Source organism: Streptomyces sp. DvalAA-14 (assembly GCF_900091855.1).
GTDB lineage: Bacteria > Actinomycetota > Actinomycetes > Streptomycetales > Streptomycetaceae > Actinacidiphila.
Genome location: NZ_FMCH01000558.1, coordinates 1 through 14911, shown reverse-complemented (window position 1 = coordinate 14911; position 14911 = coordinate 1). Strand labels below are relative to the sequence as shown.

16 protein-coding genes are annotated in these 14911 nt (G+C 71.0%); 11 read left to right on the top strand and 5 right to left on the bottom strand.

Going from position 1 to position 14911, the window contains the following annotated elements; translation table 11 throughout:
• The first annotated feature begins 89 nt into the window (after positions 1–89).
• The 8 genes from GA0115240_RS29965 to GA0115240_RS29930 all read left to right on the top strand — a co-directional run bounded on the left by GA0115240_RS29965 (position 90) and on the right by GA0115240_RS29930 (position 6863).
• The gene (locus GA0115240_RS29965; RefSeq protein WP_370673386.1) at positions 90–971 is read left to right on the top strand and encodes a helix-turn-helix transcriptional regulator; all 882 of its coding nucleotides are present in this window, start codon (positions 90–92) and stop codon (positions 969–971) included.
• Complete coding sequence (gene sufB, locus GA0115240_RS29960; protein WP_093741496.1) at positions 968–2389, top strand: Fe-S cluster assembly protein SufB; 1422 nt, start codon at positions 968–970, stop codon at positions 2387–2389. Before GA0115240_RS29965 ends, sufB begins: the two co-directional genes overlap by 4 nt.
• Positions 2390–2460: 71 nt before the next feature.
• On the top strand, positions 2461–3639 hold the full coding sequence (gene sufD, locus GA0115240_RS29955) for a Fe-S cluster assembly protein SufD (RefSeq protein ID WP_093741494.1): 1179 nt from the start codon (positions 2461–2463) through the stop codon (positions 3637–3639).
• Positions 3639–3995: a non-heme iron oxygenase ferredoxin subunit gene (locus GA0115240_RS29950; protein WP_093741492.1), complete on the top strand. Its 357-nt coding sequence runs from the start codon at positions 3639–3641 to the stop codon at positions 3993–3995. Before sufD ends, GA0115240_RS29950 begins: the two co-directional genes overlap by 1 nt.
• A gap of 7 nt (positions 3996–4002) precedes the next feature.
• Positions 4003–4767 carry a Fe-S cluster assembly ATPase SufC gene (gene sufC / locus GA0115240_RS29945; protein WP_093741490.1) on the top strand — a complete coding sequence of 255 codons (765 nt, stop codon included), beginning with the start codon at positions 4003–4005 and terminating at the stop codon, positions 4765–4767.
• Between the two features lie 26 nt (positions 4768–4793).
• On the top strand, positions 4794–6041 hold the full coding sequence (locus GA0115240_RS29940) for a cysteine desulfurase (protein ID WP_093741520.1): 1248 nt from the start codon (positions 4794–4796) through the stop codon (positions 6039–6041).
• A 13-nt stretch (positions 6042–6054) separates the two neighbouring features.
• Entirely contained in the window at positions 6055–6528 is a 474-nt protein-coding gene (sufU, locus tag GA0115240_RS29935; RefSeq protein WP_093741488.1) for a Fe-S cluster assembly sulfur transfer protein SufU, read from the top strand.
• On the top strand, positions 6525–6863 hold the full coding sequence (locus tag GA0115240_RS29930) for a metal-sulfur cluster assembly factor (protein WP_093741486.1): 339 nt from the start codon (positions 6525–6527) through the stop codon (positions 6861–6863). The genes sufU and GA0115240_RS29930 overlap by 4 nt, the downstream gene beginning before the upstream one ends.
• 52 nt (positions 6864–6915) lie before the next feature.
• On the opposite strand, the gene GA0115240_RS29925 is transcribed toward GA0115240_RS29930, so the two are convergent.
• Genes GA0115240_RS29925 through GA0115240_RS29905 form a run of 5 tightly spaced genes read right to left on the bottom strand, consistent with a single transcriptional unit; the run spans position 6916 to position 10984 of the window.
• Entirely contained in the window at positions 6916–7695 is a 780-nt protein-coding gene (locus GA0115240_RS29925) for a copper homeostasis protein CutC (protein ID WP_093741484.1), read from the bottom strand.
• Positions 7692–8582: an amino acid ABC transporter permease gene (locus tag GA0115240_RS29920; protein ID WP_093741482.1), complete on the bottom strand. Its 891-nt coding sequence runs from the start codon at positions 8580–8582 to the stop codon at positions 7692–7694. The genes GA0115240_RS29925 and GA0115240_RS29920 overlap by 4 nt, the downstream gene beginning before the upstream one ends.
• Positions 8579–9223, bottom strand: coding sequence for an amino acid ABC transporter permease (locus GA0115240_RS29915; protein WP_093741480.1), 645 nt, complete (start codon positions 9221–9223; stop codon positions 8579–8581). Before GA0115240_RS29915 ends, GA0115240_RS29920 begins: the two co-directional genes overlap by 4 nt.
• Positions 9224–9230: 7 nt before the next feature.
• On the bottom strand, positions 9231–10202 hold the full coding sequence (locus tag GA0115240_RS29910) for a glutamate ABC transporter substrate-binding protein (protein ID WP_093741478.1): 972 nt from the start codon (positions 10200–10202) through the stop codon (positions 9231–9233).
• A gap of 50 nt (positions 10203–10252) precedes the next feature.
• Entirely contained in the window at positions 10253–10984 is a 732-nt protein-coding gene (locus GA0115240_RS29905; protein ID WP_141709016.1) for an amino acid ABC transporter ATP-binding protein, read from the bottom strand.
• A 145-nt stretch (positions 10985–11129) separates the two neighbouring features.
• On the opposite strand from GA0115240_RS29905, the gene GA0115240_RS29900 reads away from it, so the two are divergent.
• From GA0115240_RS29900 to GA0115240_RS29890, 3 genes are all read left to right on the top strand, one after another.
• Positions 11130–12404, top strand: coding sequence for an ROK family protein (locus GA0115240_RS29900; RefSeq protein WP_176725212.1), 1275 nt, complete (start codon positions 11130–11132; stop codon positions 12402–12404).
• Positions 12401–13981: a M81 family metallopeptidase gene (locus tag GA0115240_RS29895; RefSeq protein WP_093741474.1), complete on the top strand. Its 1581-nt coding sequence runs from the start codon at positions 12401–12403 to the stop codon at positions 13979–13981. Before GA0115240_RS29900 ends, GA0115240_RS29895 begins: the two co-directional genes overlap by 4 nt.
• On the top strand, positions 13978–14911 hold a 934-nt coding region (locus GA0115240_RS29890), incomplete at its 3' end, for an ROK family protein (RefSeq protein ID WP_093741472.1). The genes GA0115240_RS29895 and GA0115240_RS29890, both read left to right, overlap by 4 nt.

Here is a 14911-nt window from a genome sequence, read left to right as displayed (position 1 = left end):
GGCTTAGGTCACCCTAAGTGACCCAGCCCACCGCGCCCGCGATCCGAGGTCGCTTGCCCGCCCCAGACCAATTACGCAACAATGGCCTTGTGGAAATCGCGGATGGTGCTGCCCAGAAGGCGGCCGACGAGCAGACGACCGGAGAGCGGCGCACCCGCACCCGGGTCGCCCGCTCCATCCTGGACCACGGACCGTCGACCACCGCCGACCTCGCCGAGCGGCTCGGCCTCACCCAGGCCGCCGTCCGCCGCCACCTCGACGCGCTGGTCGCGGACGACGTGGTGCAGGCCCGCGAGCAGCGGGTCTACGGCAGCCGGGGCCGCGGCCGCCCCGCCAAGGTCTTCGCGCTCACCGACTGCGGCCGGGACGCCTTCGACCAGGGATACGACCAGCTCGCCGCGGACGCGATGCGCTGGATCGCCGAGGCGGCCGGCGGCGGCGAGGACGGCAAGGCCGCCGTGTTCGCGTTCGCCCGCGCCCGGGTCGCCGCCCAGGCCGACCGCTACCGCACGGCCGTGGACGCCGCGCCGCCCGAGGACCGCGCCAAGGCGCTGGCCCGGGCCTTGTCAGCCGACGGGTACGCTGCTACAGCGCGCAGTGCTCCCCCCGGGCTCGGTGCGGGAACGCCCTCCGGCCAGGCCGGTGAGCAGCTCTGCCAGCACCACTGCCCGGTGGCCCACACCGCCGAGCAGTTCCCGCAGCTCTGCGAGGCGGAGGCCGAGGTCTTCTCCGAACTGCTCGGGACCCATGTCCAGCGGCTGGCCACCATCGCCCACGGCGACGGGGTCTGCACCACCTTCATCCCGCAGGCCCACCAGCCGGCGGCGCCGGCGGGCCCGGCACCACCGCACGGCGCACCACCGCAGACGGCCCGACCTCTTGCCACCACCGCAACCGCCGATACAGACCCCGTTACACATCCCGTTACAGACCACGCATCAGCCGGCACGTCCGGGAGGAACCCCGCATGACTGCTCCCACGGAGACCACTCACCCCGAGCTCGAGGGCATCGGCACCTACGAGTACGGCTGGGCCGACTCGGACCTGGCCGGCGCCGCCGCCAAGCGCGGCCTCTCCGAGGACGTCGTCCGCGACATCTCCTCGAAGAAGTCCGAGCCCGAGTGGATGCTGAAGATGCGCATGAAGGGCCTGCGTCTGTTCGGCAAGAAGCCCATGCCCACCTGGGGCTCCGACCTCAGCGGCATCGACTTCGACAACATCAAGTACTTCGTGCGGTCCACCGAGAAGCAGGCCGAGTCCTGGGAGGACCTGCCGGAGGACATCAGGAACACCTACGACCGGCTGGGCATCCCGGAGGCGGAGAAGCAGCGCCTGGTGGCCGGTGTCGCCGCCCAGTACGAGTCCGAGGTCGTCTACCACCAGATCCGCGAGGACCTGGAGGAGCAGGGCGTCATCTTCCAGGACACCGACACCGCGCTGCGCGAGCACCCGGAGCTGTTCCAGGAGTACTTCGGCACCGTCATCCCGGCCGGCGACAACAAGTTCGCCTCGCTGAACACCGCGGTGTGGTCCGGCGGCTCCTTCATCTACGTGCCGAAGGGCGTGCACGTCGAGATCCCGCTCCAGGCCTACTTCCGGATCAACACCGAGAACATGGGCCAGTTCGAGCGGACGCTGATCATCGTCGACGAGGACGCCTACGTCCACTACGTCGAGGGCTGCACCGCGCCGATCTACAAGTCGGACTCGCTGCACTCCGCGGTGGTCGAGATCATCGTCAAGAAGGGCGGCCGCTGCCGCTACACGACCATCCAGAACTGGTCGAACAACGTCTACAACCTGGTCACCAAGCGCGCCGTGGCCTACGAGGGCGCGACCATGGAGTGGGTCGACGGCAACATCGGCTCCAAGGTCACCATGAAGTACCCGGCCGTCTACCTGATGGGCGAGCACGCCAAGGGCGAGACGCTGTCCATCGCCTTCGCCGGCGAGGGCCAGCACCAGGACGCCGGCGCCAAGATGGTGCACATGGCGCCCAACACGTCGTCCAACATCGTCTCCAAGTCGGTGGCCCGCGGCGGCGGCCGCACCTCGTACCGCGGTCTGATCGAGATCGGCGAGGGCTCCAAGGGCGCCAAGTCCAACGTGCTGTGCGACGCGCTGCTGGTCGACACGATCTCCCGTTCCGACACCTACCCCTATGTGGACGTCCGCGAGGACGACGTGTCGATGGGCCACGAGGCGACCGTCTCCAAGGTCTCCGACGACCAGCTCTTCTACCTGATGAGCCGCGGCATGACCGAGTTCGAGGCGATGGCGATGATCGTGCGCGGCTTCGTCGAGCCGATCGCCAAGGAACTGCCGATGGAGTACGCGCTGGAACTCAACCGGCTGATCGAGCTCCAGATGGAAGGGGCGGTGGGCTGACCGCCCTCGCCCGCCACCGGCGACCACTGACCGGCGACGCCGTACCGACCAGAAAGTTGTAACGACAAGCGATGGCTGAGAACACCCCTGCGGGCAGCACCACCGACGGTGCGATCACGGTGGGGCAGCCGGTGGCCCAGCCCACCGATGCCCGGGTCAGCGCGGCCGCGTCCTACGACGTGGCCGACTTCCCGGTGCCGAACGGGCGCGAGGAGGAGTGGCGGTTCACTCCGCTGGAGCGGCTGCGCGGCCTGCACGACGGCAGCGCGGACGCCACCGGCGCCCTGCGGATCGAGGTGACCGCGCCCGAGGGCGTCACCGTCGAGACCGTGGACCGCACCGATGCGCGCCTGGGCAAGGCGGGCAAGCCCGTCGACCGGGTGGCCGCCCAGGCCTACAGCTCCTTCGAGAAGGCCTCGGTGATCACCGTCCCCAAGGACGCGGTGCTCACCGAGCCGATCCGGATCGCCGTGCACGGCGAGGGCGGCACCTCCTACGGCCACCAGGTCGTCGAGGTGGGTGCCTTCGCCGAGGCCGTCGTGGTCCTGGACCACACCGGTGACGCGGTGGTGGCCGCCAACGTCGAGTACCTGATCGGCGACGGCGCCCGGCTCACCGTGGTCTCGGTCCAGGACTGGGACGACACCGCGGTGCACGCCGCCCAGCACACCGCGCTGATCGGCCGGGACGCCAGCTTCAAATCGGTGGTCGTCACCTTCGGCGGCGACCTGGTGCGGCTGCACCCCCGGGTGGTCTACGGCGCCCCCGGCGGTGAGGCCGAACTCTTCGGCCTGTACTTCACCGACCGGGGCCAGCACCAGGAGCACCGGCTCTTCATCGACCACGACACCCCGCACTGCCGGTCCAACGTCGCCTACAAGGGCGCGCTGCAGGGCCAGGGCGCGCACGCGGTGTGGATCGGCGACGTGCTGATCCGGGCCGCCGCCGAGGGCACCGACACCTACGAGCTCAACCGCAACCTGGTGCTCACCGACGGCGCCCGGGTCGACTCGGTGCCCAACCTGGAGATCGAGACCGGTGAGATCGTCGGCGCCGGCCACGCCTCCGCGACCGGCCGGTTCGAGGACGAGCAGCTGTTCTACCTGCAGGCCCGCGGCATCCCGGCCGACGAGGCGCGCCGCCTGGTCGTCCGCGGCTTCTTCGGCGAGCTCGTCCAGCAGATCGGCCTGCCCGACCTGGAGGAGCGCCTGATGGCGAAGATCGACGCCGAGCTGAAGGCGTCCGTCTGATGAGCGACGTCGAGAGCGCCACCGGTGCCGCCGGCGCGACCGGTTTCGTCCGCGCCTGCGCGGTGGGCGAGCTGGCGGACGACACACCCCGTAGGGTCGAGATCGGTGGCGTTCCGGTCTGCGTGGTCCGTACCGAGGGCGAGGTGTTCGCGATCAACGACATCTGCTCGCACGCCAACGTCTCGCTGTCCGAGGGCGAGGTCGAGGACTGCCAGATCGAGTGCTGGCTGCACGGCTCCAGCTTCGACCTGCGCACCGGCAAGCCGTCCGGACTGCCCGCCACGCGGCCCGTCCCCGTATACCCCGTCAAGATCGTTGGGGACGACGTGCTCGTCTCCGTCACCCAGGAGTCCTGAGTCACCCATGGCAACGCTTGAAATCCACGACCTGCACGTCACCGTCGACGCCGACAACTCCACCAAGGAGATCCTGAAAGGCGTCGACCTGACCGTGAAGCAGGGCGAGACCCACGCCATCATGGGCCCCAACGGCTCCGGCAAGTCCACCCTCGCCTACTCCCTGGCCGGCCACCCCAAGTACACCGTCACCGGCGGCACCGTCACCCTCGACGGTGAGGACGTGCTGGCCATGACGGTGGACGAGCGGGCCCGCGCCGGCGTCTTCCTCGCCATGCAGTACCCGGTGGAGATCCCCGGGGTGTCGGTCTCCAACTTCCTGCGCACCTCCGCCACCGCCATCCGCGGCGAGGCCCCCAAGCTGCGTACCTGGGTGAAGGAGGTCAAGGAGACGATGGAACGGCTCCACATGGACCCCGCCTTCGCCGAGCGCAACGTCAACGAGGGCTTCTCCGGCGGCGAGAAGAAGCGCCACGAGATCCTCCAGCTCGAACTGCTCAAGCCGAAGATCGCGATCCTGGACGAGACCGACTCCGGCCTCGACGTCGACGCGCTGCGCGTGGTGTCCGAAGGCGTCAACCGGGTCCGCGAGAGCGGCGAGGTCGGCACCTTGCTGATCACCCACTACACACGCATCCTGCGCTACATCAAGCCCGACTTCGTGCATGTCTTCTCGGCCGGCCGGATCGTCGAGTCCGGTGGCGCCGAGCTCGCCGACAAGCTGGAGGAAGAGGGCTACGAGTCCTATGTGAAGGGTGGCGCTTCGGCGTGACGGTTTCCGCTCCGAACGGCCGGGCGCTGCCCGGCCTGCTCGACACCGAGACGATCCGCAAGGACTTCCCGCTGCTGGAGCGGCTGGTCCACGACGACCGCAAGCTCGTCTACCTGGACAACGCGGCCACCTCGCAAAAGCCCCAGCAGGTGCTGGACGCGCTCAATGGCTACTACCTGCGGTCCAACGCGAATGTGCACCGCGGCGTGCACGTGCTCGCCGAGGAGGCCACCGCCCTCTACGAGGGCGCCCGCGACAAGGTGGCCGCCTTCATCAACGCGCCCAGCCGCGACGAGGTGATATTCACCAAGAACGCCTCCGAGTCGCTGAACCTGGTGGCGAACATGCTCGGCTGGGCCGACGAGCCCTACCGGGTGGACCGCGACACCGAGATCGTCATCACCGAGATGGAGCACCACTCCAACATCGTGCCGTGGCAGCTGCTGTCGCAGCGCACCGGCGCCAAGCTGAAGTGGTTCGGCCTGACCGACGACGGACGGCTCGACCTGTCCGACCTGGAGCAGGTCATCACCGAGAAGACGAAGATCGTCTCCTTCGTGCTGGTCTCCAACATCCTCGGCACCGTCAACCCGGTCGAGGCGATCGTCCGCCGCGCCCAGGACGTCGGCGCGCTGGTCCTGATCGACGCCTCGCAGGCCGTCCCGCACCTGCCGTTCGACGTGCAGGCGCTCGGCGCGGACTTCGTGGCCTTCACCGGCCACAAGATGCTCGGCCCGACCGGGATCGGGGTGCTGTGGGGCCGCCAGGAACTGCTGGAGGACCTGCCGCCCTTCCTCGGCGGCGGCGAGATGATCGAGACCGTGTCGATGCACTCCTCCACGTACGCGCCCGCGCCGCACAAGTTCGAGGCCGGCACCCCGCCGATCGCCCAGGCCGTCGGCCTCGGCGCGGCGGTGGACTACCTGACCGCCCTGGGCATGGACAAGGTCGCCGCGCACGAGCACGCGATCACCGAGTACGCCCTCGGCCGGCTGCAGCAGGTGCCGGACCTGCGGATCATCGGCCCGGCCACCGCCGCCGACCGCGGCTCGGCGATTTCCTTCACGCTCGGTGACATCCACCCGCACGACGTGGGCCAGGTGCTGGACGAGCAGGGCATCGCGGTCCGGGTCGGCCACCACTGCGCCCGCCCGGTGTGCCTGCGGTACGGAATTCCTGCGACCACGCGGGCGTCGTTCTATCTGTACAACACTCCGGCTGAGGTCGACGCCCTGGTCGACGGGTTGGAGCAGGTACGGAACTTCTTCGGCTGATGGCGGTGCTGCTGTGAAACTGGACTCGATGTACCAGGACGTGATCCTGGACCACTACAAGCACCCGCACGGGCGGGGCTTGCGGGAGGGCCAGGCCGAGGTGCACCACGTCAATCCCACCTGCGGGGACGAGATCACCCTGCGGGTGCGGATGGACGGCACCGTGATCGGCGACGTCTCCTACGAAGGCCAGGGCTGCTCGATCAGCCAGGCCAGTGCGTCGGTGCTCAACGAGCTGCTGGTCGGCAAGGACGTGTCCGAGGCGCAGCGGATCCAGGAGACGTTCCTGGAGCTGATGCAGTCCCGGGGCCGGCTGGAGCCGGACGACGCCATGGAGGAGGTGCTGGAGGACGCGGTCGTGTTCGCCGGTGTCTCCAAGTACCCCGCGCGCGTCAAGTGCGCGCTGCTGAGCTGGATGGCCTGGAAGGACGCGACCGCCAAGGCGCTGTCCGGGGCCGCCGGCAACCCCGGTAAGGAGACCGCATGACCGACAACACCGAGGTCGCCCTCAAGCCGGCCTCCGAAGAGGAACTCCGCGAGGCGCTGTACGACGTGGTCGACCCCGAACTGGGCATCGACGTCGTCAACCTGGGCCTCATCTACGGCATCCACATCGACGAGGCCAATATCGCCACCCTCGACATGACCCTCACCTCGGCGGCCTGTCCGCTGACCGACGTGATCGAGGAGCAGGCCCGGTCCGCCACCGAGGGCATCGTCAACGACCTGAAGATCAACTGGGTCTGGATGCCGCCGTGGGGCCCGGACAAGATCACCGACGACGGCCGCGAGCAGCTGCGGGCGCTGGGCTTCAACATCTGATCCGGTGCATCTGATCCGCCTCGTCTGATCCGCGGCCGGTCTCGCCGTTCGGCTACGGCCGGGCCCGGTCGGCGCCCGGTGCGGCAGCCGACCGGATGGCCTCGATGGCGGCGCGGTCGGTGACCCGGCGGCGGAACTCGTCGTTGCGCAGCGAGCCGCCCATCGCGGGGCGGGTGTTGCGGTGGCGGGCCGGGCTGTCGATGCCGGCACTGGCGCTGAAGTGCAGCTCCGCGGCGCCGGTGATGCGCAGGATCCGGGCGGCGTTGCGGGCGTTGATGCCGCCGCCGGGCATGATCACCGTGCGGCCGGCCGCCGCCTCGACGAGTTCGGCCAGCCGCGGCGCCCCCTCCAGCGCGGTGGACTCGGCCCCCGAGGACAGCACCCGGTCGACGCCGAGTGCGATCAGCGTCTCCAGCGCGTCGAACTGGTCGCGGGCCATGTCGAAGGCGCGGTGGAAGGTGACCGGCAGCCCCGCCGCGGCGCCGGTCAACTGCCGCAGGAGCGCCGCGTCGACATCGCCGCGGTCGGTCAGCGCGCCGATCACCACACCGTGCACGCCCAGCCCGACGGCGGTCTCGATGTCGCGGACCATGGCCCGTGTCTCGTAGGCGTCGTAGATGAAGTCGCCGCCGCGCGGACGGATCAGCACGTAGACGTCGATGCCGGGGGCCGCTTGCAGGGCGGTCTCGACCAGGCCGGCGCTGGGTGTGACGCCGCCTTCGAAGAGGGCGCTGCACAACTCGACCCGGTGCGCGCCGGCGTCCTGGGCGGTGCGCGCGCCGACGGCGGAGTCGACGCACACCTCGAAGCGGGTCGGCGATCCGGTGGTCATCGTGCTCCCGCGGTGACGGGCCCGTCGGGCGGGCCGGGGGTCCCCGGGGCGGCGGCGCCCGGGGCGATCGCGACCCGCCGCTTGCGCGGACGTCCGCCGCGCTGCTGCAGGACGCGTCCGAGCTTGGACAGGCTGGCGTTGACCACCAGGTAGACAGCCGCGACGACCAGGTAGGTCTGGATCAGCAGATGGCTGTAGGTCGCGTAGACCTGCCCGCTGAACAGGAGTTCGTAGTAGCTGACGATGTAGCCGAGCGAGGTGTCCTTGATCAGTCCGACGGCCTGGCTGATCAGCGACGGCACCACCCGGCGCAGCGCCTGCGGCAGCAGGATCATCCGCATGGTCTGGCTGCCGGACAGGCCCAGGGCCGCTCCGGCCTCGCGCTGGCCCCGGTCGAGGGAGAGCAGGCCGGACCGGAAGATCTCCGCGGTGGACGCGGCCACCGACAGCGACAGCGGCGCCACCAGCTTCCAGTACAGCGACAGGTTGACGCCGTACTTGGGCAGGGCGAACAGCGTCAGGTAGATCAGCAGCAGGACCGGGACGGTCCGCATGATCTCGACGTAGGCGCCGGCCACCCAGCGCAGCCAGCGCCGCGCGGACATCCGCCCGATGGCCAGGACGAGGCCGAACGGGCCGGCGATGGCGGCGGCCCCGGCGGCCGCGAGCAGGCTGTACCAGGCGCCGTTGAGCAGGAAGCGCCACACCGGCCAGTCGGTGAACGGCCGCCATTTCGCGGCGGCCAGCTGCCCGTGCGCGGAGAACTGGTGCACGGCCAGCGCCAGCGCCACCAGGATGACGACGCCGGTGGCCAGGGACCACAGCCGCGCCCGGCGCCGCGCCCGCGGACCGGGCGCGTCGAAGAGGATGCTGCTCTGCCCGCTCACCGTACGATCGCCACCTTGCGTTCGATGAAGCCGCCGGACAGGCCGAGGATCAGCGCCAGCGCCATGTAGGCGACGCCCGCGCCCACGAAGATGGGGATGGGCTGGGCCTCGGCGAGGTTGACGTTGTTGGCGGCGTGGGTGAGTTCCACGACGCCGACGGCCGCGGCCAGTGAGGTGTTCATGGTCAGCGCGATGAAGACGTTGCTGAGCGGCTGGACCACCGCCCGCAGTGCCTGGGGCAGGACGACATGGCGCAGGTTCTGCGCCGTGGTCAGGCCCAGGGCCCGTGCCGCCTCGGCCTGTCCCCGGTTCACGCTGTTGATGCCGGTCCGGATCGCCTCCGCGGTGTAGGCGGCCTCGTAGAGGGACAGCACGATCACCGCGGTGGTGAACAGCGGGAAGATGATGCCCGCCTCGGGCAGGGCGAAGACGAACAGCAGCAGCCATGCCAGCAGCGGGATGTTCTGGAACAGTTCGACGTAGGCCAGGGCGGCGCCGCGCAGCGAGGCCACCGGGCTGACGCGGGCCGCTGCCACCAGCAGCCCGACGACCAGCGCGCCGACGAAGGACAGCACCATGAGCAGCAGGGTGCTCAGCAGCCCGTCGGTCAGCTCGGGGAGGTGTTGAGTCAGGGCGGACACGGGAAGGTCAGGCCTTCGGGGTGTAGACGTCGGGGACGGAACCCGGGGTGGGCGGCGTGACGTCGCCCAGTACCGAACCGAGGCTGGCGTTCCAGACCTTCGTCCAGCTGCCGTCCTTGATGGTGGTGTTCAGCCAGGTGTTCACGAACGAGGACATGTCGCTCTCGTCCTTGGGCACGCCGATCCCCATGTAGCCGGTGTCGAAGGGCTTGCCGTTGATCTGGAAACCGGGGTTGGACTTCAGGTCGGCGGCCAGCGTGATGCTGTCCTGGACGTAGGCCGTGCCGCGGCCCTGGGTCAGCGCCTGCACGCAGGCCGGGTCGGTGTCGAAGGTGAGGACCTTGGCCTTGGGCGCTTCCTTCTTGATCTCCGCGATGGCCGGGGTGTTGGAACCGGCGATGACGGTCTTGCCGTTGAGGTCCGCCAGCGACGAGACGTTGTCGCCCTTGCGGGTGGCTATCTCGAAGCCGCTGGAGAGGTACGGGCCGACGAAGTTGACCTGCTTCGCGCGTTCCGGGGTGATGCTGTAGGTCTGGAAGACGACGTCGACCGTGTGGTTCTGCAGCAGCGCCTCACGCGTCTGGGTGGCGGAGCTGAGGATGTGCACGTTCGGCTTGCCGAAGATGTAGGTGGCCAGCAGTTGCCCCATGTAGGCGTCGAAGCCCTCGTACTTCCCGGTGACCGGGTTCTTCTGCGACAGCAGCGGGGCGTCGGACGAGCCGCCGACGATGAGATAGCCGCGCTTGCGGATCTTCGCCATGGTGGTGCCGTCGGCCATCGTCGCCGCGGCGGCCACCGGGGCTCCGTCGAGGAAGGTGGGGGCGGAGGCGGCGGGCGCTCCGGACTGGCCGGGCAGCGCGGGGGCGGAGCTGCCGCCACCGCTTCCTCCACAGGCGCTCAGGCCCAGGGCCAGGGCCGACGCCGAGGCGACGGCGAGCAGGGTACGGCGGGACGTCCGGGCGGCGGTGCTGGATCTCATCGGTCTACTTTCTCGGCTGGTTGATCGTCCGGTTCACGGTGAGTTCGGCGTCAGCCGTGCGTGAGGACCTTGGACAAGAACTCCTGGGCGCGCGTGCTGCGCGGTGCGGCGAAGAACTGCTCGGGCGGCGCTTCCTCGACGACGCGGCCGCCGTCCATGAAGACCACGCGGTCGGCGGCGGAGCGGGCGAAGCCCATCTCGTGCGTGACGACGACCATGGTCATGCCGTCGGCGGCGAGCCCCTTCATGACTTCCAGGACCTCGTTGATCATCTCCGGGTCCAGGGCCGAGGTCGGTTCGTCGAAGAGCATGACCTTGGGGTCCATCGCGAGCGCGCGGGCGATCGCCACCCGTTGCTGCTGGCCGCCGGACAGCTGGGCCGGGTACTTGCCGGCGTGGTCCGCGACCCCGACCCGGTCCAGCAGCTCCATGGCCCGCTGCTTGGCCTGGTCGCCCTTGCGGCCGAGGACCTTGACCGGGCCGAGGCAGACGTTCTGCAGCACGGTCTTGTGGGCGAAGAGATTGAACTGCTGGAAGACCATCCCGACCTCGGCCCGCAGCCGGGCGAGTTCGCGGCCCTCCAGCGGTACGGCCCGGCCGGCCACGGTGATCTCGCCGGAGTCGGCGACCTCCAGCCGGTTGATGCAGCGGCACAAGGTGGACTTGCCGGAGCCCGAGGGCCCGGCGATGACCACCACCTCCCCGGACGCGACGTCCAGGTCGATGTCCTGCAGCACGACATGGTCGCCGAACGACTTCCGCAGTCCCCGGACACGGACCATGGGCGGGCTGGCACCCCGATCGAGCGTTGATCCAGTGGACATCGGAAGACTCCTGTCGTTCATGCGGATTGCACGTATCAAACGTCCAATCATCGAATTAAGTCAAGGGATGTAATCCAGATTTTTCCTGTGGTATCTATGTCGGATGGACTATCCGACAGGGCACGTACCCGAGTGGGGATCGCACGCCCACCTTCTGCGGCTGGTGGCGACGGGGACCGCGAACTCCCGGTCCGACCTGGTCCGTTTGGTGAAACTGGCGCCGTCGACCGTGTCCTCCCGCGTGGAGTACCTGCTCGACCAGCGATACCTGCGCGAGTCCGGGGACGGCCGCTCCCAGGGCGGGCGGCGGCCCAAGTTGCTGGAGATCCGCGGCGACGGCGGCATGATGCTGGCGGTGGACTTCGGCTCCAGCCACGCCCGCATAGCCGCGATCGACGTGGCCGGCCGCGCCCACACGGTGACCGAGCACCCCTGGGAACTCGCCCAGGGCCCCGAACGGACCGTCGACTGGCTGGTCGAGCGGTGCCGCGAACTGGTGAACGCCCCCGAGATGGCCGGGATACCCGCCCGCGGCCTCGGCGTCGGGCTGCCGGGGCCGGTCGAGAACCGGCACGGCAAGGTCGTCCTGCCGTCCCGGATGCCCGGCTGGCACGGCGCGGCCATCCGGGACATGCTCAGCGAGCGCCTCGAACTCCCCGTCGTGGTGGAGAACGACGCCAATCTGATGGCCGTCGGCGAGCACCTGACCGCGCGTTCGGGCGTCGAGCACCTGCTGGTGGTCAAGATGGGCACCGGCATCGGGTGCGGAGTCATCTCCGCCGGACGCCTGCACCACGGCGCGGTGGGCGCGGCCGGTGACATAAGCCACGTCCGGGTGCCCGCCGCCGGGGACACCCCCTGCACCTGCGGCAACACCGGCTGCCTGGAGACCGTCGCCAGCGGCGCGGCCATCACCCAGGCGCTGATCGCCCGCGGCATCGAGGTCAAACACCCCACCGACATCGTCCGGCTGGTCCAGGAAGGCAACCGCGAGGCGACCGTCCTGGTCCGGGAGGCCGGACGCAGCCTGGGTGAAGTGCTTGCCACCGTGGTCAACTTCTTCAACCCCGCCTTCCTCGTCATCGGCGGCGCGCTCGGCAGCGCCCACCCGCTGCTCGCCGCGCTGCGCGGTGTCATCTACGAGCGCTGCCTGCCGCTCGCGACCCAGTCGCTGGAGATCGAGTCGGCCGCCGCCGGCGCCAACGCCGGTGTCATCGGAGCCGGACTGCTCGCGCTCCAGCAGGTCCTGTCCAGCCCCGGCGCGGACCCCGGCGCGACTCCCGCGACCACCGCCGGCGCAGCTTTCGGCACGGCCTCCGGCACGGCCTCCGGCACGGCCCCGCGCACGGCCCCCAGCACAGAGGAGACGGCCCGATGAGCCGTATCGGCGCCCCCACCGGCGAGCGACTTCGGATCGGCATCGCCGGCGTGCACGTCGAATGCAGCACCTTCACCCCGCACAGCACCGGCTACGACGACTTCACCGTCCGGCGGGGAGCGGATCTGCTCGCCCTGTTCGACTTCACCCGGCCCGGCCGGGAGAGCTGGGCCGCCGACGTCGAGTGGGTGCCGCTGGTGCACGCCCGCGCGGTGCCCGGCGGCAGCGTCGACCCGGACGCGTACGCCCGGCTCGCCGGGGAGTTGACCGACCGGCTCGGCCGGTGCGGACCGCTCGACGGGCTGCTGCTCGACCTGCACGGCGCGATGCACGTCGCCGGCCGCCAGGACATCGAGGCCGAACTCGCCGCCGAAGTCCGGGCGGCCGTCGGCCCGGACTGCCTGATCGCCGCCCCCAGCGACCTGCACGGCAACATCACCGAGGCGCTCGTCGCCCAGCTGGACCTGCTGACCGCGCACCGCCTCGCGCCGCACGAGGACGAGTGGCTCACCCGGGCCCGGGCCGCCCGGCTGCTCACCGACTGCCTGCGCCGCGGCGTGCGCCCGGCGATGGCCTGGGTCCGCGTCCCGGTCCTGCTGCCCGGGGAGAAGACCAGCACCCAGCAGGAACCCGGCCGCGGCATCTACGGCGGGCTGGCCGCCATCGAAGCGCTCCCCGGTGTCCTGGACGCCGCCTTGTGGGTGGGCTACGCCTGGGCCGACGAACCCCGCAGCGCCGCCGCGGTGGTGGTCACCGGCACCGACCGGGCCCAACTGTCCGTCCAGGCCCAGGAGTTGGCGGAACGCTACTGGCGGGCCCGCGACGCGTTCTCCTTCGTCGGCCCGACCGGCACCGCGCGCGAAGCGGTGGAAGCGGCTGCCAGCAGCCCCTTGCGCCCCTTCGTAATCAGCGACTCCGGTGACAACCCGACCGCTGGCGGCGGCGGGGACACCACCGACCTGCTCGGCCTGCTGCTCGCCGACGACCGGCTGGCCGAGCGGGGCCTGCGGACCGTCTACGCCGGCGTGCTCGACCCGGAAGCGGTGGCCCGCTGCGCGGCGGCCGGGGTGGGCGGCGCGGTGGACCTGCTGGTCGGCGGCCGGCTGGAGGGCGCGGACGGAAGACCGGCCCGGCTCACCGGCCGCGTCGACTTCCTCACCGCGGACGACCCGGACGGCGGCCCCACGGCCGTGGTCACCGCACGGACGGTGAGCGTCGTACTGACCAGCAGGCGCCGCCCCTTCCACCACATCGCCGACTTCACCCGGCTCGGGCTCGACCCGCACGGCAGCGACATCGTCGTGGTCAAGATCGGCTACCTGGAACCGGAACTGCTCGACCTCGCGGCCGGCTGGATCATCGCGCTGACCCCCGGCGGCGTCGACCAGGACCTGATCCGGCTCGGCCACCGCCACCTCACCCACCCGCTGCACCCCTTCGACCCGGCGATGCCGGACCCCGACCTCACCCCCCGGCTCTTCCCGCCGGGGCCGGCGGCGGAGCGGTCCGGCGGTCCGGCCGGGGCGGTATCGGGGGCCGCCGGATCTGCCGCGGCCCGGGCCGGGGCCGACCGATGAGCCCGTCGCTCTACCTCGGGGCGGACATCGGCGGTACGAAGATCGACGCCGTTCTGACCGACGAGGCGGGTGAGCCGCTGGCCCAGCGCCGGGTGCTGACACCGGCCCAGCAGGGCCCGCGCGCCGTGCTCGACGCGGTGGTCGCGGCGCTGGCCGAACTGCGGGCCCTGGCCCCGGCGGACGCGACGGTCCGCGGAGCCGGCATCGGCACGCACGGTGTGGTCACCTACCCCGAGGGCGTGGTCGCGGCCGCCTCCCAGGCCCTGCCCGGCTGGACCGGCACCCCGCTGCGCGAGGCGGTCGCGGACCGCCTGGGGCTGCCGGTGTTCGTGGACAACGACGTCAATGTCCTCGCCTATGGCGAACTGGCGCTCGGCGCCGGCCGCGGCCACCGCGACCTGGTCTTCGTCACCGTCGGCACCGGCGTGGGCGGCGCCGTCATCGCCGGCGGCCAGATCGTCCGCGGCCGGCACGGCTCGGGCGGTGAGGTCGGGCACGCACCCTCGGCCGCGGCGGCGGGACTGCCGTGCAGTTGCGGCGCCACCGGGCACCTCGACGCCATCGCCAGCGGCACGGCCATCCAGCGCGCCTACGCCGAAGCCGCCGCGCTCGCCGCGGGCCCCGGCACCTCCCGGATCATGGAACTCGCCGCGCTGGGCGACCCGATCGCCCGGCAGGTGGTCGGCGTGGCCGCCGGCGCCCTCGGCGAGGCGATAGCCGGGCTGGTCAGCGTCCTGGACCCGGCGCTGGTGATCGTCGCCGGGGGAGTCGCCGCATCCGGCGCGACCTTCTGGGACCCGATGCGGCACGCGGTGCGGACCTCCACCCTCCCGCTGCTCCGCGAGGTCCGCATGGTGCGCCCCGGACTGGGCCAAGCCGGCGCGGCCCTCGGCGCGGCGGCCCTGGCGAGGGACGAGCTCACCCTGACCA

What these genes read in the sequence shown, in the direction of transcription:
- GA0115240_RS29905 (WP_141709016.1), bottom strand. Translation starts at nt 10,984, where the DNA reads ATGGTCCGTGTCCGGGGACTGCGGAAGTCGTTCGGCGACCATGTCGTG.
- GA0115240_RS29925 (WP_093741484.1), bottom strand. Translation starts at nt 7,695, where the DNA reads ATGACCACCGGATCGCCGACCCGCTTCGAGGTGTGCGTCGACTCCGCC.
- GA0115240_RS29895 (WP_093741474.1), top strand. Translation starts at nt 12,401, where the DNA reads ATGAGCCGTATCGGCGCCCCCACCGGCGAGCGACTTCGGATCGGCATC.
- GA0115240_RS29900 (WP_176725212.1), top strand. Translation starts at nt 11,130, where the DNA reads ATGGACTATCCGACAGGGCACGTACCCGAGTGGGGATCGCACGCCCAC.
- GA0115240_RS29930 (WP_093741486.1), top strand. Translation starts at nt 6,525, where the DNA reads ATGACCGACAACACCGAGGTCGCCCTCAAGCCGGCCTCCGAAGAGGAA.
- GA0115240_RS29950 (WP_093741492.1), top strand. Translation starts at nt 3,639, where the DNA reads ATGAGCGACGTCGAGAGCGCCACCGGTGCCGCCGGCGCGACCGGTTTC.
- sufC (WP_093741490.1), top strand. Translation starts at nt 4,003, where the DNA reads ATGGCAACGCTTGAAATCCACGACCTGCACGTCACCGTCGACGCCGAC.
- GA0115240_RS29910 (WP_093741478.1), bottom strand. Translation starts at nt 10,202, where the DNA reads ATGAGATCCAGCACCGCCGCCCGGACGTCCCGCCGTACCCTGCTCGCC.
- sufD (WP_093741494.1), top strand. Translation starts at nt 2,461, where the DNA reads ATGGCTGAGAACACCCCTGCGGGCAGCACCACCGACGGTGCGATCACG.
- sufB (WP_093741496.1), top strand. Translation starts at nt 968, where the DNA reads ATGACTGCTCCCACGGAGACCACTCACCCCGAGCTCGAGGGCATCGGC.